The sequence below is a fragment of the Rosenbergiella metrosideri genome, assembly GCF_022602565.1.
Lineage (GTDB): Bacteria > Pseudomonadota > Gammaproteobacteria > Enterobacterales > Enterobacteriaceae > Rosenbergiella > Rosenbergiella metrosideri.
The window spans coordinates 286,819-312,497 of record NZ_JALBCV010000001.1 but is presented as its reverse complement, the minus strand read 5'-3'; the positions used below and the strand labels follow the sequence as shown (position 1 = coordinate 312,497).

Below are 25,679 nucleotides of genomic sequence, written 5' to 3'. Positions count from 1 at the left end.
CTCAATATAGCGTGTCCGATTCGACGGTATAACGTTAAAAAGGGCCAAACTTTACCATGTTGAGCCCTTGAAATGCTTATAACTAACAGATCTAGTTTATAACTTTTCAATCGTTAGTGGGTTAAGCGTAGGAGTAGCGGAGACCATTGCTGCCAAGTTTGGTTCATTTGCTGAGATCCAACGGTAACCCATTGCTTAGTGAGGCTTTCCGGAGTCAATACCGTAAAGGTTAATAAGGCTATACAGAAATAGCGCTCCGGTTGGGGATGTTTAGACGAAGGGAGAATGGGTAACCTAAAACGCCAGCGGCAAGGCCAGAGGAGTGGGACACCGGCTGGAGTCAACATATCGGCCAGAATATGGCTTAAATAGCCTAATACCATGCCCTGAAGCACATCATTAGGAATAAACAAATTGGCAGGGAGTTTATTCATCAGGAGAAATATGCCGATAAGCACAGCGATCAGACTGTGAGTAAACCCTCGATGACCAAAAATTCGCGAAATTGGTAATGATATCCAGCGCAGACGCTGGCCTAATAATGACTTAGGATGGTCAATATCAGGAAGCAGGCTGGTGAATAAACACGCCGGAATAAGGTGCCACCAATCGGCAGTACTAATAATTGGGGTTAAATCATAGCGTTTGGCGGCGACGGCGGTCGCCAGCGCAAACAGTAAATGGCCTTCGGCGGTCATGAGTGAATACACTTATATCTGGAAATACGTCCAGTATAGATAAGTATACAGTGTTTGTGAATAGTGACGTTGTAACAAGAGTTATCGTTTTACTTTCCTTGCAACATTTCCAACGTTAGCGCATTCAGAGAGGGCAATTTACGATCGGCTAAGGACCATACCGGCCACTCCGCCTGCTCTAGGGCAGGTACCGTGAAGACTTTCATGCGGGCAGCTTTCGCGGCAACCATGCCGTTGACAGAATCTTCAATCGCTAAGCAATGAAGAGGATCGACACCAAGAGCCTTTGCCGCGTTTAGATAGACTTGTGGATGTGGTTTACTGTAAGGCAAGGCCTCAGCAGAGGAGAGGGTGATAAAGTAGGGGGTTAATTCAAACAGACTGACGACCGTGGTAATCATCGAAATGGGTGAGGCCGACGCTAAGCCGATCTTAACACCAGATTGTTGGCATAACTGTAATGCGTGTTTGACACCCGGCAGCAGTGGTCGCTCTTCATTAATTTTATTAATCACGAAGTCAATAATTTGCTGGGTTATCAGGGCGGCGCTGACACTTTTATTTCCGGCTACCTGTAGCCATAACTTTACCACTTGATCTATACGCAAGCCCGTAGTGTCAGGAAGTTGTTGTTGTATTGCTGGGTCGATGCCGTGCGCCGAAAAGACCGTTTGTTCAGCCGTTTTCCAATAAGGCTCTGAGTTAATTAAAATACCATCCATATCAAAAATGACGGCTTTTGTCGTATGTATACCGGACATTGTCGCTCCAACTAATGGGTGAGTTATGAACGCTATTGTTCCAACTCCGATCGATTTGTCAAATAAGCTATGCTATTTATTCATCTATTAATCACTGGATAGGCAAGACTATGACCCTCGCACAAGCGCGTAATGGCGCAATCCTCAAGAAATGTATTGGATGGATTATCTTTGTTATCGGTACGCTTTCTACTGCCATTTCACTTCTTAATTATCTCAGTAGTCAACGAGAAAAACTGGCTAGTATCAGCGCAGTACTCTCCGACTTCACCCGTGTCATTGTCGACATGGTTAGATTTAATACGTCTTTCTTAAATCTATTTTGGCAGCATTCGCCAGTACCAGATTTTGGCCATAGCGCGAATTTACTGTTCTGGGTATTTTTTATATTGATCTTTTTTGGTATGGCACTGAATGCAGCAGGCTCACGTCAGTGGCGTCAATATCGCTATGTTACCGAGCAACTTGAAGACCATAAGGTGATCGAAAATGCAATGGGTGAACGGGAAAGAACGCCCATTGAGGCCCAACGGCTTCAGTTAACCCATCAAAGTCCGTTCCGGCAATATTACTTGCTTTATTTATTACCTATCATTGTCGCGGTAATTGGTTACATCCTGTTACATTGGTTGTCACTTATTTGATGTATTTTCACGCGTTAAGTCCTATGCAGGGCTTAGCGTGCTTTGAGTCTTACAGAAACAGTTATTCATCTGATTTACACTTTACCCCCTTTTATTTTAAAAAATCATCGTTATGATACGGTTCCAGCCAACCGTCTCCCAACAATTAGAAACGGGAGCTTAAGGCTATTGCTATGCATTTATATTCAGGTATGCAGTCATCCTGCATTTTTGGACCCCTTTTGTCAGTACAGGTCATTTAATGAAAGTTTTTAATAAAGTTGCATTCACCGTTTTGTTAGGATTAGGCGGATTGAGCCAGCAAGCGCTCGCCGATAGCGTAGTATTTACCTCAATGGATAACCCATCGACGGCTAAGAAACCTTTTGATGGGTCAGCTTCGGCGGGTTACCTCGCGCAAAGTGGCAACACCAAAAGCTCTAACTTTACCGCGCAAACGAATATGACGTGGTTTCAAGATACGATGGCCTACAGCCTATTCGGTAATGCTTCCAATACCTCTTCAAATGATGAACGCTCTTCAGAAACTTACAACATTGGTGGTCGTACTCGTCACAACTTAAATGCTGATGATTATCTCTTCGGTCAAGCAACATGGTTAAGCGATCGCTTCAATGGCTATGACAGCCGTGATACAGCGGTAGCGGGTTATGGTCGCCAAATCTTAAATGGCCCTGTGCACTCCCTGCGCGCAGAATTAGGCCCAGGTGTGCGTTATGATGATTACCACGATGGTGGTCATAAAACGACTGCGTTGGCTTACGGTGCATTAAGCTACCAATGGCAGCTCACTGACACCACTAAGTTTGTTCAAGGTGTGTCAGTATTAAGCTCGTTCGGTGAAGACACTACGGTAAACTCCGAAACCGGTCTGCAAGTCGCCATCAACTCTAAATTCTCCTTGAAATTAGCTTATAACGTGACGTGGAACAATAATCCGCCTTCCTCCGCACCAGACCGTACTGATACCAAAACCTCTGTCTTACTGTCCTACACCATGTAAGAGATTGCCACCCTTGAATCTGATGGGTGGCTAAGAGTTATCCTAACCGTTCTCCGAGCTGAGTTATTTGAGACTATGCTTAAGTTTAATTTAAGTTTTAGCAGGAGAACGTCATGAATTCTTCCATCGGTAATACCCCCCCTGAGTTTAACGAAAAATCCCCCGCGCTGTTTGCGACGGCACGAGAACGGTTAACCTTTTATCGTCAAGAGATCCATCAAGAAATCTCCTCCTTGGCTCAACGAACAAATGCCTTCTTTACCGCTCAGTCTTTTATGGTGATTGCCTATTGTTCCGCAATGAATAATACCAATCCTCATTGGGGTAATCTTTATACACTCTATATTCCGGTATTATTGACCATCTTTGGGGTTTTCAATTGTGTGAATTCCTATATTGAGATTAGTGCAGTATACCGAGCGCTGGATCACTGGCAAGAGAAGCAGGATTACCTGCTTAACTCCGATATAGTCATCGGCCATGCATTCGATGAGCGTCCACTATTTACCAAGCAGTATTACGCCAATAAAGCGCATCGATATACCATTTACTTCTCAAGACGCTCAACTTTCCTACTCGCGTTATTATGGTTAGTACTCGGCGGGATTACGCTCTATTTTCATTTTTGGTAACCACTGCTGTGAGGCTGGAATGACTAGAGATTAGGATGTTGTCAATCCTCCCGTTGAGAATACCTCATGGGTAATCTGATGAGGAGAAATATTCCGTTGAAGCAATTCGTTAGAGATCATTTGTATAAACCCTGCAGGGCCGCAAAGATAGTAATCAGCGTTATCAGTCAGCAGCGAGGGCGGAACCGATTCGAGAGTGAATTGACCGCCACCGCTAAGAGCTTGGCTATAATGTATTAAGGTCTTAACATGAGAATGTTGTTCAGCCAGCTGAGTCACCTCTTCGCGCAGGGCATAATGTGCGGCATCTTGTGTTACATGAATAAAACTGATCGCTGCAGGTGGCTGTGAAGTAGGTATTTGAGTAAGTCCCTCTAATAGGGCCACCATAGGCGTAATACCAATACCTGCACTAATGAATACGTTATGTTTAGTCGCATCTTTAACGGTAAATTCTCCCATTGGTGCGCTGACCTCTACCCGGTCGCCGACTTGCAGCTGCTGGTGGAAAGTCGAGGAGACATAACCGGGTGCTTGTTCGAGCGCCTCTTCTTTAACGGTTATTCTAAAAAATTGCCCATTAGGTGCAGTAGAGAGGCTATATTGCCGGGGTTGTTTAAAGCCTAATGATGGAACCTGAACCCGTATCGAGATATATTGACCTGGACGATAAGCCGGTAAGGCTAAAGCATCAGTAGGTGCTAAATAAAAGGAGCTAACGTCGGCAGTTTCGGCAACTTTTTTAACGAGAGTAAATTCACGCCATCCAGACCAGCCACCTTGTTGTTGCCTTAATTGCGCATACATTCTTTTCTCCGTATCAATCATTAATGCTGCCAACTGTTGATAAGCGGTCGCCCAAGCATCGATTAATTCATCCTCCATCGACAGAGATAATACTTCACTGATCGAGTGGAGCAGGTGCTCGCCGACAATTGCATAATCGGGTGCTTGAACAGCGAGGCTGACATGTCTTTGGCAGATCATATTGATAACAGGAAGTAAGACGCTAGGATCCTCAATATTTTCGGCATACGCTAACACCGCATTAGCTAGAGCCTTAGCCTGCTTACCATCGCGCTGATGTCCCATGTTGAAGGTTTCTTTCAACTCAGGAACCTGACTTAGCATCCGTTGGTAAAAATAGTCGGTAAGCGCTTGGCCATTGGTTTTAAGTACAGGAATGGTCTGTTGAATAAGGTGTTTTTGGTGAGTGGTTAGCATCATAGCCTCCATGACATGTTTATAAGATGTATTTTAAATGCATCTTTTAAATTGGCAAGGATCTTTTTGTTTGCCGTAAGTTTAGCAGGGATGATTACTGATCGTGACTTTACCTGCTGTTAAGAGCTGAGCTTGAGCAGCCATGAGGTTTGTCGTAAAGTCAGGGACCTTATCACTGCCTTCACCAGCTGTAGGTGCAACTGATACTATAGCTCTACCAGCCAGCGCGGTTGTGATTTCAGTAAGTGCTATGACATCTCGATATATCGCTCTTGATTCTCAGCCGGATAGTAAGCTTTCCATTGGAAAACTACCTCCCCCTGCGGATGAAAACTGAAACATACCCGGTCCACGGTTGAGTACGAGAGCACCACTTTCAGACAATGCAATATTCGCCGCTCTTATCATCTCAGCAGAATAGGCTGAGGGCGCATCCATGATACCTACACTAGAAAATAATGCTTTGCTTGCCTCTTCTACCTTACGTGCCTCTTCCGCTTTGAGTTTGTCTTCGTCAGCCTTTTGTTTTACTTCGTTATACTGCCGATAAGCAGTAGTTAATGACTTAGCCTCTCGTTCAAAATCTTCGTAACCACGTAATCCGTGTTTTTTAGAGATAATAGGAAGCTTAAACCTAGTCACGACCTTATTGTCAGCTAACCAGTAACCATCAGGTATTTTACTATTTAATATACAGGAGTAAGCCGCATAAGTTACACGGTCTTCTGCGTGTGTATTTAGACAATATAAGCACCTTGTCCTCATGCCTGCCAACACCTTTGCAGCTATCTACGCTGAGTTTCAAGAAGACTTCTTCAGCGTCAAGTTCAACGATGAATGGTACGGCGACTGGCAGGTATACCACGCCCCGCTGGCCTGTGACGAAGGTTACGAATAAGTAATTTGAGTTAGGGGGAGGAACGTGAATTACAGCAAGCTAACTGATGAGGAATTTATGTTCAATTGAATAAAAAGCCTCAGCAGTAAACCGAGGCTGGTCGACCAAGTATCAAAAATTAATTAGTCCAGTAGCCTTTTAGCGGTTTAGCTAGTAAGGCTAGGATAGCTATTAAGCTCAACTCAATCGACATTGACCAACATATATGACCAAGTAATTCACTCCAAAATTCATAACCGTTTAGATTCCATAGCCAACCAATTTTCCCATCAAGGTAAGCGGGATGTCTAAATCCTAGTGCTGGGATTAATAAGCCGTGCATGACTAGCGTAATTATAATTCCGTATGCTGCTCCGTACCATAGTCTAATTTTCGGAAAGATTGCAGAGCCGGCAACATAAATAAATGCGAATATAAAACTGAATACCCAGTGGTATAACATCACTGCACCTGAGATAGTGACTGTCTGATACACATAATCAAGGGAGTGAGAGTTGATTCCCAGCCAGCCTAACCAAGAGTCAATATTTGCTGAGGGGGGAGATATTTCACCTGGAATTCTTGGAGGCATGTTTACTTCTGTACCTGACTTCACTAGAGAGCTGATGAATCCACCAATAAACCCGGCCAGAATTATTACCTTAATGTTCGCTTTTTTTATCATGAATTAACCTACATGTGGTTGTGTTTTTTAGGGCCTAAACTATAAACGCTTTCATTCAATGCTATAAATAAACAAGTGAAGAAATTATAAGCCATTTGCTTGTGTTTCATAGATAAAACTCATCAAAATAGGAATAATCATTGTAATTCAACCTGGTGAAACATCCGGGCGGCGTATTCTCTCCAGCAAGTGACATAGGCCTCGAAAGACTCCAACGATTCAAAACAGGCGAAACCTACACCGCCGAAATCAAACTCACTCGTAACCCGCAATTCCATCGCAAGGTGATGGCCTTCTTCGGCTTTTGTTTCGATCACTGGTGCGCTAATCGCTCAGGCCTTGAGCATATGGATAAACACAGCCAGTTTGACCGGTTCCGCAAGGACTTAACCATCTTGGCAGGGTTCTATGTGCAAACGGTGAGATTAAACGGCGATGTAAGGATTGAGGCTGAGAGCCTTTCCTTTGCCAATATGGAGCCAGAAAACTAACTTCTTGAAATGGCTCCTGCTCATTCAAAACAAGGCGACTTTTGCAGATAAGCTTAAGGTTGCTTTCTGGGCGAAGGATAAACGGCTAGCAGATGACTATGCACTGCTGACGCGGGTAAGAGTGGTCAACAGTAAAAGTTCTACACTAACGATGGCATTGTCTAGCGTGACGATCTTGATGATGCCAGGGGTTGGGCGTGGTGACTTTTATGGTGAAGACATTGCCAAGAGGTGAGGGCGATGAAATCCAGAAATAAACCTCGCCCTTTAAGTCAGCCTCTTAAACCTGTAATATTGTAATTTCTGGGGTCAACTCAGAGACATAGATTTGAAAGCGTGTACCAAATGGTGTACCAAATCCGAAAAATCAGCGAATTAATAAAATTAACCAGTTGATTATAAAGAATAAAACATTTTAGCATGTAGCCTGTCGTGTGGGTTACCACTGCAATTAAGGATATAGAATGCCAGTTATTACTCTTCCTGATGGAAGCCAACGTAGTTTTGATCATGCCGTTAGCGTGATGGATATAGCCCAAGACATCGGTCCTGGTCTTGCTAAAGCCTGTATTGCCGGACGTGTGAATGGTGAACTGGTTGATGCCGTTGATCCGATTACCGACGATGCAAGCGTCTCAATTATTACCGCTAAGGATGAAGAAGGGATTGAAATCCTTCGTCACTCTTGTGCGCACTTATTGGGACATGCGATTAAGCAACTGTGGCCAAATACAAAAATGGCGATTGGTCCTGTTATCGACAATGGGTTTTACTACGATGTCGATCTCGACCACACGTTAACTCAGGAAGACCTCGAGAAACTCGAAAAGCGTATGCACGAGTTGGCCGAAAAAAATTACCAAGTCGTCAAGAAGACAGTCAGTTGGCAAGAAGCGCGCGATACCTTTGAAGCGCGTGGTGAACTGTACAAAATGGAAATTCTTGACCAAAACATCAGCCGTGACGATCAACCCGGTCTGTATCATCACGAAGAATATGTTGATATGTGTCGCGGACCGCATGTTCCGAATATGCGTTTCTGCCATCACTTCACGTTACAGAAGTTGGCGGGTGCCTACTGGCGCGGCAATAGCGATAACAAAATGCTGCAACGTATTTACGGTACTGCCTGGGCGGATAAAAAACAGCTTGCGGCGTATTTAAAGCGTTTAGAAGAAGCGGCTAAGCGTGATCACCGTAAAATCGGTAAGCAACTCGATCTTTACCATATGCAAGAAGAAGCACCGGGTATGGTCTTCTGGCATAATGATGGTTGGACAATCTTCCGCGAATTAGAGACCTTTGTTCGCAGTAAACTTAAAGAGTACCAATACCAAGAGGTAAAAGGTCCGTTCATGATGGACCGTGTGCTGTGGGAAAAAACCGGGCACTGGGAAAACTATAAAGAAGCAATGTTTACCACCTCTTCTGAGAACCGTGAGTACTGTATTAAGCCAATGAACTGCCCAGGACACGTCCAGATCTTTAATCAAGGATTAAAGTCTTACCGTGATCTGCCACTTCGTATGGCTGAATTTGGAAGCTGTCACCGTAATGAACCATCGGGTGCGTTACATGGTTTGATGCGTGTTCGTGGCTTTACCCAGGATGATGCCCATATCTTCTGTACCGAAGACCAAATTCTCGATGAAGTAAACAGCTGCATCCGTATGGTCTATGATATGTACAGCACCTTTGGCTTTGAAAAGATCGTGGTAAAATTGTCCACGCGTCCTGAAAAGCGTATCGGTAGCGATGAGTTGTGGGACAAGGCGGAACTAGATCTGGCGCAAGCACTCAAAAATAATGATATTGAATTTGAATATCAGCCAGGTGAAGGGGCTTTCTATGGCCCGAAAATCGAATTTACTTTATATGATTGTCTGGATCGTGCATGGCAATGTGGTACAGTACAGCTCGACTTTTCTCTGCCTGAGCGTTTAGAAGCCACATATGTCGGTGAAAATAATGACCGTCAAACGCCAGTGATGATTCACCGTGCTATACTAGGTTCCGTTGAGCGCTTTATTGGGATTCTGACCGAAGAGTTTGCCGGTTTCTTCCCAACATGGTTAGCGCCAATGCAAGCCGTCGTGATGAATATCACCGATAGCCAAGCAGAATATGTCAACGAATTGACCAAAAAACTACAAAATGCGGGTATTAGAGCTAAAGCAGACTTGAGAAACGAGAAGATTGGCTTTAAAATCCGTGAGCACACATTACGTCGCGTACCCTACATGTTAGTCTGCGGTGATAAAGAGGTCGAGGCAGGCAAAGTTGCCGTGCGCACCCGCCGTGGAAAAGACTTAGGTGTTTTCGATGTCGACGTATTGATTGAGAAGCTGCAAAATGAAATTCGCAGCAGAAGTATTCATCAGTTGGAGGAATAAGGTATTAAAGGCGGAAAAAGAGTACAACCTACGCGTCCGAACCGTATTAACAGCGAGATTCGCGCAAATGAAGTACGTCTGACGGGGATCGAAGGCGAGCAGCTCGGTATCGTTAGTCTGCGTGAAGCTTTAGAGAAAGCCGAAGAGTCGGGTGTCGATTTAGTTGAAATTAGCCCGAACGCCGAGCCGCCAGTTTGTCGAATCATGGATTACGGCAAATTCCTCTATGAAAAAAGCAAGTCTTCTAAGGAACAGAAGAAAAAGCAGAAAGTTGTTCAGGTTAAGGAAATTAAATTCCGTCCTGGCACTGATGAAGGCGACTATCAGGTCAAACTACGCAACCTGATTCGTTTTCTCGAAGATGGCGACAAAGCCAAAATCACACTGCGTTTTCGTGGTCGTGAAATGGCACACCAGCAGATTGGTATGGAAGTGCTTAACCGCGTGAAAGAAGATCTGTCTGAACTGGCAGTGGTCGAATCCTTCCCATCGAAGATCGAAGGCCGCCAGATGATAATGGTGCTTGCGCCGAAGAAGAAACAGTAGGCCATCAAGTAATGCTGCGTCAGCTTCGGCTGGCGCTGTATTCGCCTGTTGTTTTATATTATTAACAATGCGAAGTGGATATTTGTAAAAATGCCAAAGATTAAAACTGTACGTGGCGCGGCTAAGCGCTTCAAAAAGACTGCCTCTGGCGGTTTTAAGCGTAAGCACGCGAACCTGCGTCATATTCTGACTAAGAAATCAACTAAGCGTAAACGTCACCTACGTCCGAAAGGCATGGTGTCAAAAGGCGATTTAGGTCTAGTTATTGCCTGCCTGCCGTACGCATAAGTCATTTTTTTAATTTCAGAATATAAAACAGGAGAGCTACTATGGCTCGCGTAAAACGTGGTGTTGTTGCCCGTGCTCGTCACAAAAAAATCTTAAAACAAGCTAAAGGTTATTACGGAGCACGTTCACGTGTTTACCGTGTTGCCTTCCAGGCAGTCATCAAAGCAGGCCAGTATGCTTACCGTGACCGCCGTCAGCGCAAACGTCAATTCCGTCAGCTGTGGATCGCGCGTATCAACGCAGCAGCTCGTCAGAATGGCATCTCTTACAGCCGTTTCATCAATGGACTGAAAAAAGCGTCTATTGAAATCGACCGTAAGATTTTGGCTGATATCGCTGTATTCGACAAATCAACCTTTACTGCGTTGGTCGAAAAAGCGAAAGCAGCACTGGCATAAGTCAGTAAAAAAGGGAGCTTGCTCCCTTTTTTATTTTCTACTTTCGAATTGGACTCCACTTATGAATATCGCTTTTTTTCGTTTCTTTTTTTTCTTTAGCCTCTAAATAATTGAGGCTTTTGCGCATGAGATAAGAAACGAAAAAACGCGCGAAAAGCCTCCATTAAGGAGGCTTTGTCGTTTTTAAGACTTGTCGTTATTCATTGTTACATAGCATAACTTCCCAGATAGACTGGATAAAAGAGGAAAGACATGTCCCAACTCGCAGAATTGGTGTCCCAAGCAAAGGGCGCGATTGACGAGGCGACGGATATCGCCACATTAGACACGGTGCGTGTCGAATATTTAGGTAAAAAAGGTCACCTTACTTTACAGATGACCCAATTGCGTGAGTTACCTGCCGAAGAACGCCCAGCGGCGGGAGCAGTGATTAACGAAGCAAAAAGCCAGGTACAAGAACATCTTAATGCGCGTAAAGAGGCTCTAGAGAATGCGGCACTGAATGCGCGTTTAGCCGAAGAGACCATCGATATCAGCCTCCCTGGTCGTCGTATCGAGAATGGCGGCCTACATCCGGTCACGCGGACGATTGATCGCATTCAAGGCTTCTTTAGTGAACTCGGCTTTAGCGTGAAAACAGGCCCAGAGATTGAAGATGCCTACCATAACTTCGATGCCCTAAATATTCCTGCGCATCACCCGGCTCGTGCCGATCATGATACTTTCTGGTTTGATGCAGACCGTCTTCTCAGAACGCAAACTTCAGGTGTACAGATCCGCACCATGAAAGCAGAGCAACCGCCTATTCGCATTATTGCGCCGGGTCGCGTCTATCGTAACGACTACGATCAAACCCACACGCCGATGTTTCACCAAATGGAAGGGCTGATCGTCGATAAAGATATTAGCTTTACCAACCTCAAAGGTACGTTGCACGATTTCCTGCGTAATTTCTTCGAAGAAGATCTTCAGGTCCGTTTCCGTCCATCCTATTTTCCCTTTACCGAACCCTCTGCAGAAGTAGATGTGATGGGTAAAAACGGTAAATGGCTAGAAGTGCTTGGCTGTGGCATGGTGCATCCTAATGTCTTGCGCAGCGTTGGCATCGACCCTGACGTTTACTCTGGTTTTGCCTTCGGTATGGGGATGGAGCGTTTGACTATGTTACGTTACGGCGTTAACGATCTTCGCGCATTCTTCGAAAATGATTTACGTTTCCTCAAACAGTTTAAATAAGGGCAGGTTATCCAATGAAATTCAGTGAACTCTGGTTACGTGAATGGGTAAATCCGGCCCTAACAAGTGATGAACTCTCTAACCAAATCACCATGGCAGGATTAGAAGTTGATGGGGTTGAAGCCGTTGCAGGTGTATTTAACGGTGTCGTGGTTGGCGAAGTGGTCGAGTGCCATCAGCATCCAAATGCTGACAAATTACGTGTGACCAAAATCAACGTCGGTGGCGAGCGTTTACTCGATATCGTTTGTGGCGCAGCAAATTGCCGCCAAGGCTTAAAGGTTGCCGTGGCCACGGTGGGCGCGATTTTACCGGGTGATTTTAAAATCAAGCCGGCTAAGCTGCGTGGCGAGCCCTCTGAAGGGATGCTTTGCTCCTTTACTGAGCTGGGCATCGATGTCGAGTCAGATGGGATTATTGAACTACCCGCTGATGCACCGATCGGTCAAGATATTCGTCAATACCTTCAGCTTGATGACAACACTATTGAAATCAGTGTCACGCCAAATCGTGCTGATTGCTTAGGGATTATGGGGATTGCTCGCGATGTAGCGGTAGCGAATGGTCTGCCCTTCAACGTCCCTCCAGTAGCAGCGGTCACCCCAACTAGCGACCGTCAATTCCCCATCGAGTTAACGGCAGGGGAAGCGTGTCCACGTTACTTAGGTCGTGTGATCGAGAATATTGATATCAATGTCCCGACGCCACTATGGATGCAAGAAAAACTGCGTCGTTGTGGTATTCGTTCGATTGACGCCATAGTCGATATCACTAACTACGTCTTACTTGAACGTGGTCAGCCGATGCATGCATTCGATCTAGCGAAGTTAGCTGGCAAGATCGAGGTGCGTCAGGCGAAGCAAGGCGAAACATTGACCTTATTGGATGGCAATAACGTCACACTGACTGACGACGTTCTGGTTATTGCTGATAACGAGAAACCGCTCGCGATGGCGGGGATTTTCGGTGGAGAAGAGTCCGGTATCTCTGCAACCACTCAGAATGTCTTAGTAGAATGCGCCTTTTTCTCACCATTAGCGATCACGGGTCGGGCCCGTCGTTTCGGTCTGCACACTGATGCTTCACACCGCTATGAACGCGGCGTCGATCCAGCGGGCCAATACGCAGCGATGGAGCGTGCTACCGAGCTATTATTGGCGATCTGCGGAGGCCAAGCTGGCCCAATTATCGAGAAAACCGCTGAGCAACATTTACCTAAGCCCGCTGCAATAACCTTACGCCGTAGTAAATTAGATCGTCTGATCGGTCATGATATTGCTGACCAAAAAGTCACCGACATTTTGACGCAACTCGGTTGTGACGTCACTGCAGCTGAGCAACAGTGGCAGGTGGTTGCGCCGACTTGGCGATTCGATATGGAGATCGAAGAAGATCTGATCGAAGAAGTCGCTCGTGTCTATGGTTATAACAATATTCCTGATGTGCCAGTTAAAGCAAGCTTGATTATGCCTGCGCACCGTGAAGCGAATCTCGCACTGCAACGCGTAAAAACGCTACTGGTTGATAAAGGCTATCAAGAGGCGATCACTTATAGTTTTGTAGACCCTAAAACACAATCTTTGCTGCATCCACAACAGGAAGCACTCATCCTTCCTAGCCCAATCTCTGCGGATATGTCGGCAATGCGGTTATCGCTGTGGACTGGCTTATTAGATGCTGTGGTTTATAACCAAAACCGTCAGCAAAGCCGTGTGCGTCTTTTCGAAAGCGGATTACGTTTTATCCCTGATAGCCAGGCCCCTTTAGGGATCCGTCAGGAAATGATGCTATCGGGCGTTATTGCTGGCGCGCGTTGCGACGAGCACTGGTTAATCGAGCGTCAAAATGTAGACTTTTTCGATCTGAAAGGGGACTTGGAAGGGCTACTCGACTTAACTGGCAAAACCGAGCACATCTCCTTCCGCCGCACTGAGCACAATGCACTGCATCCGGGGCAGAGTGCTGAAATTGTGCTGGCCGGCGAAGTGATCGGCTGGATTGGTGTGGTCCATCCAGAGCTGGAACGTAAACTCGATTTGAACGGCCGTACTGTTGTCTTTGAACTCTTATGGGACAAATTGGCAGAGCGTGAAATCCCGCATGCTAAGCCAGTGTCTAAGTTCCCAGCCAACCGTCGCGATATCGCTGTGGTGGTCTCAGAATCGATTAATGCAGCAGATATTATCGCTGAGTGTAAGAAAGTTGGCGTAAATCAGTTGGTTGGCGTAAACTTATTCGATGTATACCGTGGAAAGGGGGTTGAGCCAGGTTTTAAGAGCCTTGCAATAAGCCTGCACCTACAAGATTCCACGCGTACACTTGAAGAAGAGGATATTGCTGCCACGGTAGCTGACTGTGTTGCAGCGTTAAAAGAGCGATTCCAGGCAACCTTGAGGGATTGAACCGATGGCGCTTACAAAAGCTGAAATGTCAGAATATTTGTTTGAAAAATTGGGTCTAAGCAAACGTGACTCTAAAGAGTTAGTAGAACTTTTCTTCGAAGAGATTCGCAGTGCGCTGGAGAAGGGAGAACAGGTCAAGCTATCGGGATTTGGTAACTTTGATCTTCGGGAAAAAAACCAACGTCCAGGACGAAATCCTAAGACCGGTGAAGACATCCCGATCACTGCTCGACGAGTCGTGACTTTTCGGCCTGGCCAGAAGCTTAAAAGCCGGGTTGAAACTGCAGTACCGAAGAAAGGCTAATGCAGATACCCTAATAATAAAAGAAGCTGCCTTGGCAGCTTTTTTTATCCCTAGTGCTTGCGTTATCGTTTAGGACAAGGAGTGGTGTAGGCTAATGTTTAAATCGTTTCTTTCTCGTAGCATGCCGTTTTTTGCAATATTGCTAGCGTTCTTAGTGATTGGTTGTAGTAGTCATGCGCCTTCACCCGATGCACGGCTTTCAAACCCCCGCGTGGTCCATCAAGTACTGAGTGACCAATTGGTGAAATGGCGTGGTACACCTTATCGATACGGCGGCTTAAGTCGCAGTGGTATCGATTGTTCCGGTTTTGTGTATCGCACTTACCGCGAACGCTTCGGTATACAGCTCCCTAGAACGACCCGCCAACAGAGCGAGCTTGGCACACGTATCCGTAAAAAAGACTTACTACCGGGCGATCTGGTCTTCTTTAAGACAGGTTGGGGCGAAGGGGGATTGCATGTTGGTATTTACGATACCCAGAATCAATTTATTCATGCGTCGACCAGTCGCGGCGTGATGCGCTCATCGTTAAATAATGTCTACTGGCAAAAGGTTTTTTGGCAAGCGCGTCGTCTATAACGACTTTCGTCCGAGGTAAAAAATGAAATTTGTACATCAATGGGCCAACCAGCTGCCAGAACTTTGCACAGAGGTCATGCCGACGCCACTACAAGAAGGCAGGCTTCTCTATCTTAATCGCGCCCTTGCCGACGATTTAACTCTTCCAGCGACAGAAACACTGCAAAACTCGTCCGTATGGTGGGGGGGTGAACTGCTCACAGGCATGCGCCCGGTTGCTCAAGTTTATAGCGGCCATCAATTCGGGGTGTGGGCCGGGCAGCTGGGTGATGGGCGTGGCTTACTTCTTGGTGAACAACAACTCGCATCGGGTGTGAAGCTCGATTGGCATCTGAAAGGAGCAGGTAAGACGCCCTATTCTAGGATGGGAGATGGCCGGGCGGTATTGCGCTCAACGATCCGCGAATTTCTTGCTTCCGAAGCCATGCATGGTCTTGGGATCCCTACAACGCGTGCACTGAGTATTGCAACGGGAGATGACCTTGTGCAGCGTGAAGTGGCAGAGTCGGGCGCGATGCTCATCCGCACAGCGGAAAGTCATCTACGATTCGGGCACTTCGAACATCTGTTTTACCGACAGCAGACCGACGCATTAACGAAATTGGCAGATTATAGTATCGAGAACTTTTGGCCAGAGCTGCGGGATCAAGCGGACCGTTACTATCTGTGGTTTGCCGAGATTGTGCGCCGCACAGCAACGATGATTGGACGGTGGCAGAGTGTGGGGTTTGCCCACGGGGTGATGAATACTGACAACATGTCATTGCTAGGACTCACGTTGGATTACGGCCCGTATGCGTTTATGGATGACTATAATCCTGAATTAATCTGTAATCACAGCGATTATCAGGGACGTTACGCCTTTGAAAACCAACCTACTGTCGGTTTGTGGAACCTTAACCGTCTCGCGCATGCGCTATCTGGACTGTTGCCGATGGACAAACTTAAGCTGGCGCTGAAGGAATACGAGCCTGCGCTGATGGCCGCATGGGGAGAGCGTATGCGTGCTAAACTCGGTCTCTACGACTCTCACACCCAAGACAACGATTTATTGATTGAGCTCTTTACATTAATGGGCCGCGAGAAAGCGGATTATACTCGAACTTTTCGACTACTGAGTTATGCGGCGGGCAAAGATAAAGGCGGAGCATTACGCGACGATTTTATAGACAGGGCTGCTTTCGACAGTTGGTTTTTACGTTATCAACAGCGGCTTGAACAAGAACCGATGGATTCGGCAGCGCGACAAGAGCGGATGCTTAATGAAAATCCAGCGATCGTACTACGTAACTATCTGGCACAGCAAGCAATCGTTGCTGCAGAAAAAGGGGATACCACAGAGCTTGAAGCGCTCCACTTGGCGCTGCAGAACCCCTTTGCAACTCAGCTCGACAGCAGTACCTTTGTGAAGCCCCCACCGGAGTGGGGAAAGCAATTAACGATTAGTTGCTCAAGTTAATAGGCTATGAGCCTAAGCTTGGGAGGGGACCGCTGCGAGTGTTGCTAACAGTTGCTCGGTGTCTTCCCAGCCTAAACAGGCATCGGTAATCGATTGGCCATAGCGGTCATTGCCATTGCCTTGCCAATCTTGACGTCCCTCGACCAAAAAGCTTTCAACCATTACGCCAGCAATACCATGATTCGGATGGCTGAGCTGCTCAGCAATATCATTCGCAACTTCAAGCTGGCGCTTATGCTGTTTTAGACAGTTTCCATGACTACAATCGATGACCATACGGTCAGCAAGCGATAATGCCGCTAGGGCTTCTTGACAAGCTTTCACATACTTCGCTTGGTAGTTAGGTTCTTTACCGCCGCGAAGGATGATATGGCCATCAGGATTGCCTCGTGTTTGGTAAACCGACATCTGCCCCTGTTTATCCGGAGAGAGAAAGAGATGTGAGGCTTGGGCAGCCCGGATAGCATCCATCGCGATCTTACAGTTACCATCTGTACCATTTTTGAAGCCGACTGGACATGACAGCGCTGAAGCCATCTGCCTGTGAATTTGGCTCTCTGTTGTACGTGCCCCAATTGCCCCCCAGCTAATAAAGTCAGCAATATATTGGCCGGTCACCATATCTAAGAACTCAGTCGCCGTCGGCACGCCTAAAGCATTAATCTCAGAAAGTAACTGCCGGGCGATAACCAAGCCATGATTAATATCGTGACTTCCATCAAGGTGGGGATCGTTGATCAGACCTTTCCAGCCAACGATTGTACGAGGCTTCTCAAAATAGGTGCGCATTACGATTTCGAGACGATCTTGATATTTCTCACGAAGCGGCTTGAGTCTTGTCGCATACTCGACAGCGGCTGCAGGGTCGTGAATTGAACAAGGACCAATAATTACCAGCAAACGTGGGTCACTGCCATGAAGAATTTGACTGATTGTATGACGAGTAGCGTGGATAAGTTGCTGGCAAGGCGTGGTAATAGGGACTTTCTGATTCAATTGGTGCGCGGTCATTAAGGTTCCGACTGGCACCGTTCTAAGTTCGTCGGTTAACATCATGGTTTACTCTGTTGTCTGACTCACCGGCAACATGCCGATAATTATCTCACAACAATAAACCTAAATAGTGGGGAAGGATATCGTAAATTCTGGGCAAAAAAAGCCCGCCATTGGGCGGGAAAAGACTACACACAGCAATTCAATAATTAAGACAGGTGAAATAAACGCGTCTAAAAAAATAATACCCTGTCAGGACAGGGTATTATGTAAGAATTCTCCCAGAAGCGGATTAGTGCTCTTTCGGAACACGGATTTGGCGCTGATTCTCCGCGATGTGCCGCGTATCTTCGAACAGTTCTTCTAGCACTTCTTCAGGCGGTGCATCGGGACAAGGGGCTTCATGCATCCAAACATGTACCAGTCGATAAGACACAGCTAATACCACTGGCCCAATAAACAGGCCAAGCATGCCAAAGGCGACTAAGCCGCCAATAACGCCTGTTAAAATAATCAGCATTGGCAGATCAGCACCGAGACGAATCAGCATCGGGCGGATCACGCTGTCCATTGAGGCGACCACTACGCTCCAGATAACGAGAACAGTGCCCCAAGTTGTATCACCCGTATAGTAAAGCCAGATAATCGCCGGTATTAGTACCAACAGAGGTCCGATTTGGATTAGGCAGCAGAGAATAATTAATACAGTAAGGATGGTCGCATAGGGGATACCCGCTAAGGCTAAGCCAACGCCCGCTACCACGCCCTGCAACAGGGCTGTTACCACTATCCCCAACGCCACCGCTTTTATCGCCTGATTAGCAAGAATTACTACGGCATCGCCTCGGCTCCCTGCCAACCAAAATGCAAAGTGACGGATACCCATGGCCACGCGTTCGCCTCGCCAGTACAGTAGGGCGCTAAACAGCAGCATCAGCGCTAAATGTACGAGTAGGCGACCAAAATGCCCCGCTTGTGCGACAAAGAAGCCTGTTGTGCGGCCGATGTAGGGTTGAATAGTCGCAAGAAGTTGCGCGCCGCCACCTGCTACCATTTGATGGTAGTAACGTGAGGCTTTGTGACCAACCATAGGTAATCTGTCAAGCCAAGCTAACTGTGGCATAACCAGGTGTCCCGCACTGAGCCAATGGAGCACTGGCTGTGCATTATCCAATACGCTACTAATGAGTAAGGCGATAGGGATGATAAACACCAAGAGGATAATAAAGGTCATCACAATAACGGCTAGGGTACGTCGGTTCCAGAGTAAGCGTTGGATACGCTGCATCATCCCCCACGTCGCAATGACCACCATCCCCGCCCAGGCAAAACCTAAAATAAAGGGTTGTACGACCCAAAAACAGCTCACAATCATTAACAAGAAAAATATTAATGTTAGTAACCGTTGTGGAATACTTCGCTCCGGTGGAAGCGGTCTACTCATGGTAAATGTTCCTTGTCTTCATAAAGGCTAGCTTTTTATCTCGCCTATGATGCTTGATTCGCTGCCTGAACAACATCTCTTTTCGATAAATTTGGTAATCCAACAAGGCAGCGCCCTGAAAATATGTTAAAACAAAGGGGTTGATCGAAGACCACTTTTAAAATTGGCAATGGGCAAATGATTCCACAACTACATCACTCTCCTGGACAGACAGATCTAACCCGTAAATTTTTACAACAACTTAAACAGCATGGATTTACGGGCGATATTGGGCAGCGCTATGCCGACCGCCTCAGCATGGCAACCGATAACAGTATTTATCAAAACTTACCGGATGCGATTCTCTTTCCTAAATCTTTAGCTGACATCGTAACGATCACTGAACTGGCTTCGACCGATACGTATCGTAAGATAACCTTCACTCCACGCGGTGGCGGAACCGGTACGAATGGACAATCGTTAACGAATGGGATTGTGATTGATCTGTCGCGCCATATGCGGGGTATTCTAGAATTTAACGCGGCAGAGGGCTGGGTCCGTGTTGAGGCAGGCGTCGTAAAAGATCAGCTTAATAGCTGGCTAAAACCACAAGGCTTCTTCTTCGCACCGGAACTCTCGACCAGTAACCGTGCCACCATCGGCGGCATGATAAATACTGATGCGTCCGGGCAAGGCTCTTTGGTTTACGGTAAGACGTCGACCCATGTGTTAGGATTACGCGCAGTACTGCTCAATGGCGAGGTGATTGACACTTTACCGCTCTCTCGCCAGCAAGCCGAGATGAAGGGACAAAGCCCCACACAAGAAGCGGCGATTTACCGTGAAGTGATGAGTAGCTGTTTAGAAAACCGTGCACTTATCGAACAGAAATTTCCCAAGCTTAATCGCTTTCTTACCGGTTACGATTTACGGCATGTTTTCTCTGACCAAGGTGAATGCTTCGATCTAACACGCATACTCTGTGGTGCAGAAGGGTCACTCGCTTTCATTGCAGAAGCGACGCTAAATGTCTTGCCGATACCCAAGGTGCGTCAGCTCGTTAATATCAAGTACGACTCCTTTGATTCTGCGTTACGTAATGCCCCCTTTTTGGTAGAAGCGAAAGCATTATCAGTCGAGACGGTTGACTCCACGGTATTAAACCTTGCGCGTGAAGATATCGTCTGGCATTCGGTGAGTGAATTGATTACCGAAGTGGAAGGGCAGGTGATGCAAGGCATCAACTTGGTCGAATTTGCGGGGGACGACCTTGAGCAGATTGAGCAACAGGTGGCCGAGCTATGCCAGAAACTGGATCAGCTGCGCGAGACACATCAAGCGGGTGTGATTGGCTACCAGTGTTGCCGAGAGCTAGACCAAGTCGAAAGAATTTACGCGATGCGTAAAAAAGCAGTAGGGCTGTTAGGAAACGCTAAGGGGCGAGCTAAACCGATTCCATTTGTTGAGGACACTGCAGTCCCACCTGAACACCTTGCGGATTACATTACGGAGTTCAGAGCGATTCTGGACCAGCATAATCTCTCATACGGGATGTTCGGCCATGTCGATGCCGGAGTGTTACATGTGCGTCCTGCCTTAGATATGACTCTTCCTGAACATCACCAACTAATGTTGACAATATCAGATCAAGTCGCTGAGCTGACCCGTTCTTATGGGGGGCTTTTATGGGGTGAACATGGTAAAGGCTATCGTTCTGCTTACAGCGCTGACTTCTTCGGGCCTGAGCTTTATTATCAGTTACGCCGTATAAAAACGGCTTTCGATCCTGATAACCGTCTAAACCCTGGAAAAATTTGTCAGCCGTTAGGTAATAATACGCCACTGTTGGCCATAGACAGTCCTACACGAGGGGCCTTTGACCGACAGATACCAGTGGTTGTACGAGAGAGCTGGCGGGGAGCCATGGATTGTAACGGTAACGGCCTATGTTTCAACTTCGACGTTAACAGCCCAATGTGTCCGTCAATGAAAGTCACTCGCGATAGAATTCACTCACCTAAGGGCCGGGCAACTTTAGTACGTGAATGGTTACGGCTGCTCTCCGAGCAGAATATCGACCCCGATTCCCTTGATAGTTCTCCAGGCTTTTCGCTGCGCTCGCTTAGCCAAAAGGTAAAAAACAGTTGGGACGCTAAAACCAACTATGACTTCTCTCATGAAGTGAAAGAGTCGATGAGTGGATGTCTGGCCTGTAAAGCCTGCGCAACACAATGCCCGATTAAGATCGATGTCCCAGCTTTCCGTGCACGTTTCTTAGCGCTTTATCACACGCGCTATTTGCGGCCGGTAGCTGACCATATTGTTGCTAATATCGAGTCTTTACTGCCGGTGATGGCGAAAGCCCCTAAGACCATCAATTTTTTACTTGCAAAGCCATGGGTGAATGAACTGAGTCGGCGATATGTGGGGATGGTCGATCTGCCTGCCTTATCTTACCCGACGCTACGCCGTCAGCTGAGTAGCCACACTGCGCTAACCACGACCCTTGAGGACCTACAAAGAATGTCTGCTGAACAGCGTGCCGATTATGTGGTGGTCGTGCAAGATCCCTTCACTAGTTTTTACGAAGCAAATCTAGTCAATGATCTAGTGCAGCTGATCACGGTATTAGGCTTTAAGCCGGTACTGTTACCTTTCGTGCCGAACGGTAAGCCTCAGCAAGTAAAAGGTTTCTTGAAACGCTTCACTCGAACGGCTAAGAAAAGCGCTGAGGTCCTGAATCGCGTGGCGGAATTAAATGTACCGATGGTGGGCACTGATCCGGCTCTGGTTCTGTGTTACCGCGATGAGTATAAAATACTGGGCAGCGAGCGGGGGGCATTTAATGTTCTGCTGGCTCACGAGTGGCTTAGAACAGTCAGCTTACCCGTCGCGGACTCGGTTGACGCTAAGGAGTCATGGTATCTCTTCTCACACTGTACAGAAGTGACTGCATTGCCGTCAGCGTCACAGCAGTGGCGAGATATTTTTTCCCAATTTGGTGCCAGGTTGCATACCATCAATGCAGGGTGCTGCGGGATGGCAGGTACCTATGGTCATGAAGCACGAAACGCGGAGAATTCGCGTAATATCTTTGGCTTATCTTGGCAGCCACAGCTGGCGGATAAGCCTATAGAGCGTTGTCTTGCAACAGGCTTTTCATGTCGAAGCCAAGTAAAACGCTTTGGTGGGGATAAGATTAAACATCCTGTACAAGCATTATTACAAATGGCTCGACAACGGTCACAATCCCTTTAGCTCATTGAGTCAGCGTACTGCAAGAACTCTCGTTGCAGTTCGCTGGCTTTCTGCCAATTCCCCTGTGCGATAAAGACCTGACAGAGCCCTGTCATCGAGTGACGAGCAAGTTGGATAGCTTGAGCCTTGAATAAAGCCTCACGTTGAACATTACTATGTAGTTGCTCAATCAATTTTTGATGAAGACCAAATAAGACAGCAAAGTAGTTGTCGTCATCCCCTTGTGTGTAGCAGTAATCCGCAATTTTAAGACTCAAATCGTTGAATTGACGCAACTGGTTGAGGGTACAGTGTTTATGATATAGCGGACGTTCAGCGAGATAATACTCGACGCGTAAATCTTCTAACGTGTGCTGATAAGCTTCTAGATTACCGGTTATCCAGAGCGAGAATGAGTGGGGGATAGGCATAATAGCTCCTTATTTAATGATAACAATTATCATTATCATAGCGAGTTATTATGGGTTTGCAAGAGTTGATTAGAGATTGAATGAAAAAAAATGGCACCCCGAGGGGTGCCATTTTCCAGTCCAAGACTCTTACTTACGGTAAGAGTGAGCTTGGTTGTCCAGACGCTGGTTAGCGCGTGCTGCATCATCTTTAGCAGCTTGAACGTCAGTACGTACTGAGTTCAGGTCGGTGCTTAGTTGATCAACTTTGGTGTTCAGAGTTTGAACGTCGCTTGACAGTTGGTCGATTTTAGCGTTGCTAGAACAACCAGCAAGCAGAGTTGAACCAAGAACTACCGCGCCCAGTACCAGTTTAGTACGATTCATTATTTTACCCTCGTTATTAGGTTAATATCCATGTAGCCAGATAAGTATTACACAAAGTTTTTTAAGTTGAGAAATAATTTTTTATAAGAAGATGCTTAAAAGCGGTTATTCGATTAAATAGTGCGCATTCTGTTTTTTTTTGATAAGTTTTTTCGAGGGAAAAAAACACTTCAATCGGGCTATCCTTTGGATTAAGAGCAAAAAATGCTGTTACTAATCTTATTAATCGATATATAAATCACTAATAAAGAAAAAAAAGTAATAGATCATTCAACGGAGAGGTACGGTTATTTTTAAAATTTAATTAAAATTTAGAATAAATCAGTGTTACTAAGACCAAAACGAAAGGGTATAGTTCAGATAAAGTCAGAAAATAATTAGGAGAAGATGACTTTTTTTCGATTTAATTACGTTTTTTATTAATTACCTAGTCAAATTAAAATAAAAAACATCAAAAAAAGTCTGCTTGAAGGATATATAAGGCAAAAAAAAGGCCAGGAAACCTGACCTTTATTAGTTTGTTTAAACCTAAATCACGTGGACAGAGGCAGTATTAGTGGTACCGCTTGGTACTAATGCACCAGACACCATGACCACAACGTCACCCTTTTGCGCAAATCCTTCTGCTAAGGCGATTTCTTTACCTACGCGATAGAAGTCATCTGTAGAGGCAATTTCTGGTACCAAATGTGTGGTAACGCCTTTGGTGAGAAGAAGTTGACGACATGTTGTTTCGTTATCGGTTAACGCTAAGATTGTCGCAGAAGGGAAATATTTACGAATAGACTTCGCAGACTTACCTCCTTTAGTGGCGACAATAATTAACGTAGACTCTAATTTCTCGGCGGTTTCCACTGCGCCACGGCATACGGCTTCAGTGATGCGCAGTTTACGGCCCTCTTTGAGCTCGTCGATACGACTCTTCATCACGGCATCGGTACGCTGACAGATGGTCGCCATGATTGTTACGGCTTCGAGCGGATATTTACCTTTCGCGCTTTCTCCTGATAACATCACCGCATCAGTTCCATCAAGAATTGCGTTGGCCACGTCACCGGCTTCAGCACGGGTTGGACGAGGATTCTTGATCATTGAGTCAAGCATTTGCGTCGCGGTTATAACCACTTTGCGCGCTTGATTACACTTTTTCACCATCATCTTTTGAGCAAAGATGACTTCCTCGACAGGGATTTCTACACCGAGATCCCCACGAGCGACCATGATGCCGTCAGAAGCTTCTAAAATTTCATCAAAATTATTTAGACCTTCTTGGTTCTCAATTTTGGAGATAATTTGAATATGCTCGCCACCATGTTTTTTCAGGTGCTCACGGATCTCTAAAACGTCAGAACGTTTACGGATAAAAGAAGCCGCAACAAAATCGATACCTTGTTCACAACCAAATACTAAGTCACGTTTATCTTTCTCGGATAACGCAGGGAGTTGGATTGAAACGCCTGGTAAGTTAACCCCTTTATTCTCACCAAGGTCACCATTATTTAAGACTTTACAGACCACGGTGTTTTCGGTGACTTCAGTCACTTCCATACCGAGTAAACCATCATCGACCAGAACCGTGTTACCAATACTCAGATCTGCGGCGAAGCCGGAGTAGGTGACGGCGACACGCTCTTTGTTGCCAATTACTGATTGGTCAGTAGTGAAGGTGAAAACCTGACCTGCTTGCAGAGAAACATCGTTCCCACCTTCAAGCTTCATAGTACGAATTTCTGGGCCTTTGGTATCAAGAAGGATGGCAGCATGATGAGCGGTTTTGCTAACGACTGCGCGCAGATTTGCAATACGCTGACCGTGCTCGTCATAATCACCGTGAGAGAAATTAAGACGCATGACGTTCATTCCTGCATCAAGCAGCTTGGTTAGCATCTCTTCTGATTCAGTTTTAGGACCGATGGTGCAGACGATTTTTGTCTTTTTCATAATATTAGTCTATTAGTTGAAATGGATGAACTTGTACGGGGTAAAGCGACCGACACCCGCTGGGAAAACTTCTAAGGTGGAATAAAACGAATTCTTTGAATTGAAAAGGAGATCTTTGAAACGAAGAAAGAAGTATGCGTAGCAATAGACTTTACGCATCGCGCTAAGAGTAGGTTGAGTGACGGGCACTCTGTACGTTAAGGACCTTATCACGTTATTCGTAAAGACCTTTTCAGTGGGTTACCCAGATATTATAGTCACTTAGTAGCCGGAAACCAAACAGATTTCTTCAAGCTCATTACGACAAATGGCAAAACGATGACATACCTCAATATCGAGAAAAGTACTTTCAAGGGTAATGCACAGAAATAGACTGATGGGGAATGGACGACTATTGCAAGACAGGATATCAGTAGGCCTGCAGGTCGGGGATAACCGGGAAATTATAAAAAATATAAGAGTCGCTAGAAAAGCAGCGTGGTGTATTCAGATGATGGTGCGTCCGAGTGGACTCGAACCACCGACCCCCACCATGTCAAGGTGGTGCTCTAACCAACTGAGCTACGGACGCATAAGATAAGCATATTTTGGTGCGTCCGAGTGGACTCGAACCACCGACCCCCACCATGTCAAGGTGGTGCTCTAACCAACTGAGCTACGGACGCAC

The 25,679-nt window shown here is 46.2% G+C and carries 26 protein-coding genes, 2 tRNA genes and 1 other annotated feature; of the genes, 16 read left to right on the top strand and 12 right to left on the bottom strand.

Annotation, left to right across the window (positions count from 1 at the left end):
* Nucleotides 1–113 precede the first annotated feature (113 nt).
* Complete coding sequence (locus MKR94_RS01510) at nucleotides 114–698, bottom strand: metal-dependent hydrolase (RefSeq protein WP_241645137.1); 585 nt, start codon at nucleotides 696–698, stop codon at nucleotides 114–116.
* A gap of 89 nt (nucleotides 699–787) precedes the next feature.
* Nucleotides 788–1,459 (bottom strand): hexitol phosphatase HxpB, encoded by a 672-nt coding sequence (gene hxpB / locus MKR94_RS01505; protein ID WP_241645136.1) that lies wholly within the window; start codon nucleotides 1,457–1,459, stop codon nucleotides 788–790.
* Nucleotides 1,460–1,569: 110 nt separating this feature from the next.
* Here hxpB and MKR94_RS01500 point away from each other — a divergent pair, with 110 nt between their 5' ends.
* The 3 genes from MKR94_RS01500 (at nucleotide 1,570) to MKR94_RS01490 (ending at nucleotide 3,738) form a co-directional block, all read left to right on the top strand.
* Nucleotides 1,570–2,103, top strand: coding sequence for a YniB family protein (locus MKR94_RS01500; protein ID WP_241645135.1), 534 nt, complete (start codon nucleotides 1,570–1,572; stop codon nucleotides 2,101–2,103).
* Nucleotides 2,104–2,344: 241 nt separating this feature from the next.
* On the top strand, nucleotides 2,345–3,106 hold the full coding sequence (locus MKR94_RS01495) for a DUF481 domain-containing protein (protein ID WP_241645134.1): 762 nt from the start codon (nucleotides 2,345–2,347) through the stop codon (nucleotides 3,104–3,106).
* Nucleotides 3,107–3,219: 113 nt separating this feature from the next.
* Nucleotides 3,220–3,738: a hypothetical protein gene (locus MKR94_RS01490; protein WP_241645133.1), complete on the top strand. Its 519-nt coding sequence runs from the start codon at nucleotides 3,220–3,222 to the stop codon at nucleotides 3,736–3,738.
* A gap of 30 nt (nucleotides 3,739–3,768) precedes the next feature.
* Here MKR94_RS01490 and hmpA read toward each other — a convergent pair whose 3' ends face one another.
* Nucleotides 3,769–4,965, bottom strand: coding sequence for an NO-inducible flavohemoprotein (gene hmpA, locus MKR94_RS01485; protein WP_241645132.1), 1,197 nt, complete (start codon nucleotides 4,963–4,965; stop codon nucleotides 3,769–3,771).
* Between the two features lie 276 nt (nucleotides 4,966–5,241).
* Nucleotides 5,242–5,604, bottom strand: coding sequence for a hypothetical protein (locus MKR94_RS01480; RefSeq protein WP_241645131.1), 363 nt, complete (start codon nucleotides 5,602–5,604; stop codon nucleotides 5,242–5,244).
* A gap of 121 nt (nucleotides 5,605–5,725) precedes the next feature.
* Between MKR94_RS01480 and MKR94_RS16935 the strand changes: the two genes are divergently transcribed.
* A complete protein-coding gene (locus tag MKR94_RS16935; protein WP_277755566.1) occupies nucleotides 5,726–5,860 on the top strand; it encodes a hypothetical protein in 135 nt (44 codons plus the stop codon).
* Nucleotides 5,861–5,978: 118 nt separating this feature from the next.
* Here MKR94_RS16935 and MKR94_RS01475 read toward each other — a convergent pair whose 3' ends face one another.
* On the bottom strand, nucleotides 5,979–6,524 hold the full coding sequence (locus MKR94_RS01475) for a YagU family protein (RefSeq protein WP_241645130.1): 546 nt from the start codon (nucleotides 6,522–6,524) through the stop codon (nucleotides 5,979–5,981).
* Between the two features lie 155 nt (nucleotides 6,525–6,679).
* On the opposite strand from MKR94_RS01475, the gene MKR94_RS01470 reads away from it, so the two are divergent.
* From MKR94_RS01470 to MKR94_RS01420, 11 genes are all read left to right on the top strand, one after another.
* Nucleotides 6,680–7,015 carry a DUF1367 family protein gene (locus MKR94_RS01470; RefSeq protein WP_241645129.1) on the top strand — a complete coding sequence of 112 codons (336 nt, stop codon included), beginning with the start codon at nucleotides 6,680–6,682 and terminating at the stop codon, nucleotides 7,013–7,015.
* Between the two features lie 4 nt (nucleotides 7,016–7,019).
* Nucleotides 7,020–7,250 (top strand): hypothetical protein, encoded by a 231-nt coding sequence (locus tag MKR94_RS01465; RefSeq protein ID WP_241645128.1) that lies wholly within the window; start codon nucleotides 7,020–7,022, stop codon nucleotides 7,248–7,250.
* 229 nt (nucleotides 7,251–7,479) lie between these two features.
* Nucleotides 7,480–9,408, top strand: coding sequence for a threonine--tRNA ligase (gene thrS, locus MKR94_RS01460; RefSeq protein ID WP_241645127.1), 1,929 nt, complete (start codon nucleotides 7,480–7,482; stop codon nucleotides 9,406–9,408).
* A 3-nt stretch (nucleotides 9,409–9,411) separates the two neighbouring features.
* Nucleotides 9,412–9,954 carry a translation initiation factor IF-3 gene (gene infC, locus MKR94_RS01455; RefSeq protein WP_099825336.1) on the top strand — a complete coding sequence of 181 codons (543 nt, stop codon included), beginning with the start codon at nucleotides 9,412–9,414 and terminating at the stop codon, nucleotides 9,952–9,954.
* Nucleotides 9,955–10,044: 90 nt separating this feature from the next.
* Entirely contained in the window at nucleotides 10,045–10,242 is a 198-nt protein-coding gene (gene rpmI / locus MKR94_RS01450) for a 50S ribosomal protein L35 (protein ID WP_004157374.1), read from the top strand.
* A gap of 41 nt (nucleotides 10,243–10,283) precedes the next feature.
* Complete coding sequence (rplT, locus tag MKR94_RS01445) at nucleotides 10,284–10,640, top strand: 50S ribosomal protein L20 (RefSeq protein ID WP_048912072.1); 357 nt, start codon at nucleotides 10,284–10,286, stop codon at nucleotides 10,638–10,640.
* Between the two features lie 55 nt (nucleotides 10,641–10,695).
* Nucleotides 10,696–10,822: a sequence feature (Phe leader region), on the top strand.
* A gap of 70 nt (nucleotides 10,823–10,892) precedes the next feature.
* Nucleotides 10,893–11,876, top strand: a complete 984-nt coding sequence (pheS, locus tag MKR94_RS01440) for a phenylalanine--tRNA ligase subunit alpha (RefSeq protein WP_062812169.1) — start codon at nucleotides 10,893–10,895, stop codon at nucleotides 11,874–11,876.
* A 14-nt stretch (nucleotides 11,877–11,890) separates the two neighbouring features.
* Nucleotides 11,891–14,278 carry a phenylalanine--tRNA ligase subunit beta gene (pheT, locus tag MKR94_RS01435; RefSeq protein WP_241645126.1) on the top strand — a complete coding sequence of 796 codons (2,388 nt, stop codon included), beginning with the start codon at nucleotides 11,891–11,893 and terminating at the stop codon, nucleotides 14,276–14,278.
* Nucleotides 14,279–14,282: 4 nt separating this feature from the next.
* Nucleotides 14,283–14,582: an integration host factor subunit alpha gene (gene ihfA, locus MKR94_RS01430; RefSeq protein ID WP_048912075.1), complete on the top strand. Its 300-nt coding sequence runs from the start codon at nucleotides 14,283–14,285 to the stop codon at nucleotides 14,580–14,582.
* Nucleotides 14,583–14,703: 121 nt separating this feature from the next.
* Nucleotides 14,704–15,162, top strand: a complete 459-nt coding sequence (locus MKR94_RS01425; protein WP_241645299.1) for a C40 family peptidase — start codon at nucleotides 14,704–14,706, stop codon at nucleotides 15,160–15,162.
* 22 nt (nucleotides 15,163–15,184) lie between these two features.
* Nucleotides 15,185–16,621: a protein adenylyltransferase SelO gene (locus MKR94_RS01420; protein WP_241645125.1), complete on the top strand. Its 1,437-nt coding sequence runs from the start codon at nucleotides 15,185–15,187 to the stop codon at nucleotides 16,619–16,621.
* Between the two features lie 12 nt (nucleotides 16,622–16,633).
* Here the strand turns inward: MKR94_RS01420 and MKR94_RS01415 are convergent, their stop codons facing one another.
* A complete protein-coding gene (locus MKR94_RS01415; RefSeq protein WP_241645124.1) occupies nucleotides 16,634–17,677 on the bottom strand; it encodes a 3-deoxy-7-phosphoheptulonate synthase in 1,044 nt (347 codons plus the stop codon).
* Nucleotides 17,678–17,906: 229 nt separating this feature from the next.
* A complete protein-coding gene (gene ydiK, locus MKR94_RS01410) occupies nucleotides 17,907–19,058 on the bottom strand; it encodes an AI-2E family transporter YdiK (RefSeq protein WP_241645123.1) in 1,152 nt (383 codons plus the stop codon).
* 177 nt (nucleotides 19,059–19,235) lie between these two features.
* Here ydiK and ydiJ point away from each other — a divergent pair, with 177 nt between their 5' ends.
* A complete protein-coding gene (gene ydiJ / locus MKR94_RS01405; protein WP_241645122.1) occupies nucleotides 19,236–22,295 on the top strand; it encodes a D-2-hydroxyglutarate dehydrogenase YdiJ in 3,060 nt (1,019 codons plus the stop codon).
* Here ydiJ and MKR94_RS01400 read toward each other — a convergent pair.
* The 5 genes from MKR94_RS01400 to MKR94_RS01380 all read right to left on the bottom strand — a co-directional run bounded on the left by MKR94_RS01400 (nucleotide 22,292) and on the right by MKR94_RS01380 (nucleotide 25,677).
* Nucleotides 22,292–22,705, bottom strand: a complete 414-nt coding sequence (locus MKR94_RS01400) for a hypothetical protein (protein ID WP_241645121.1) — start codon at nucleotides 22,703–22,705, stop codon at nucleotides 22,292–22,294. The two genes, ydiJ and MKR94_RS01400, sit on opposite strands and share 4 nt — an antisense overlap.
* Before the next feature lie 129 nt (nucleotides 22,706–22,834).
* Nucleotides 22,835–23,071: a major outer membrane lipoprotein gene (locus MKR94_RS01395; protein WP_241645120.1), complete on the bottom strand. Its 237-nt coding sequence runs from the start codon at nucleotides 23,069–23,071 to the stop codon at nucleotides 22,835–22,837.
* Between the two features lie 528 nt (nucleotides 23,072–23,599).
* Nucleotides 23,600–25,012, bottom strand: coding sequence for a pyruvate kinase PykF (gene pykF, locus MKR94_RS01390; protein WP_241645119.1), 1,413 nt, complete (start codon nucleotides 25,010–25,012; stop codon nucleotides 23,600–23,602).
* Nucleotides 25,013–25,506: 494 nt separating this feature from the next.
* A tRNA-Val gene (locus MKR94_RS01385) sits at nucleotides 25,507–25,583 on the bottom strand.
* A 17-nt stretch (nucleotides 25,584–25,600) separates the two neighbouring features.
* Nucleotides 25,601–25,677 (bottom strand) — tRNA-Val (locus MKR94_RS01380).
* Nucleotides 25,678–25,679: the final 2 nt, after the last annotated feature.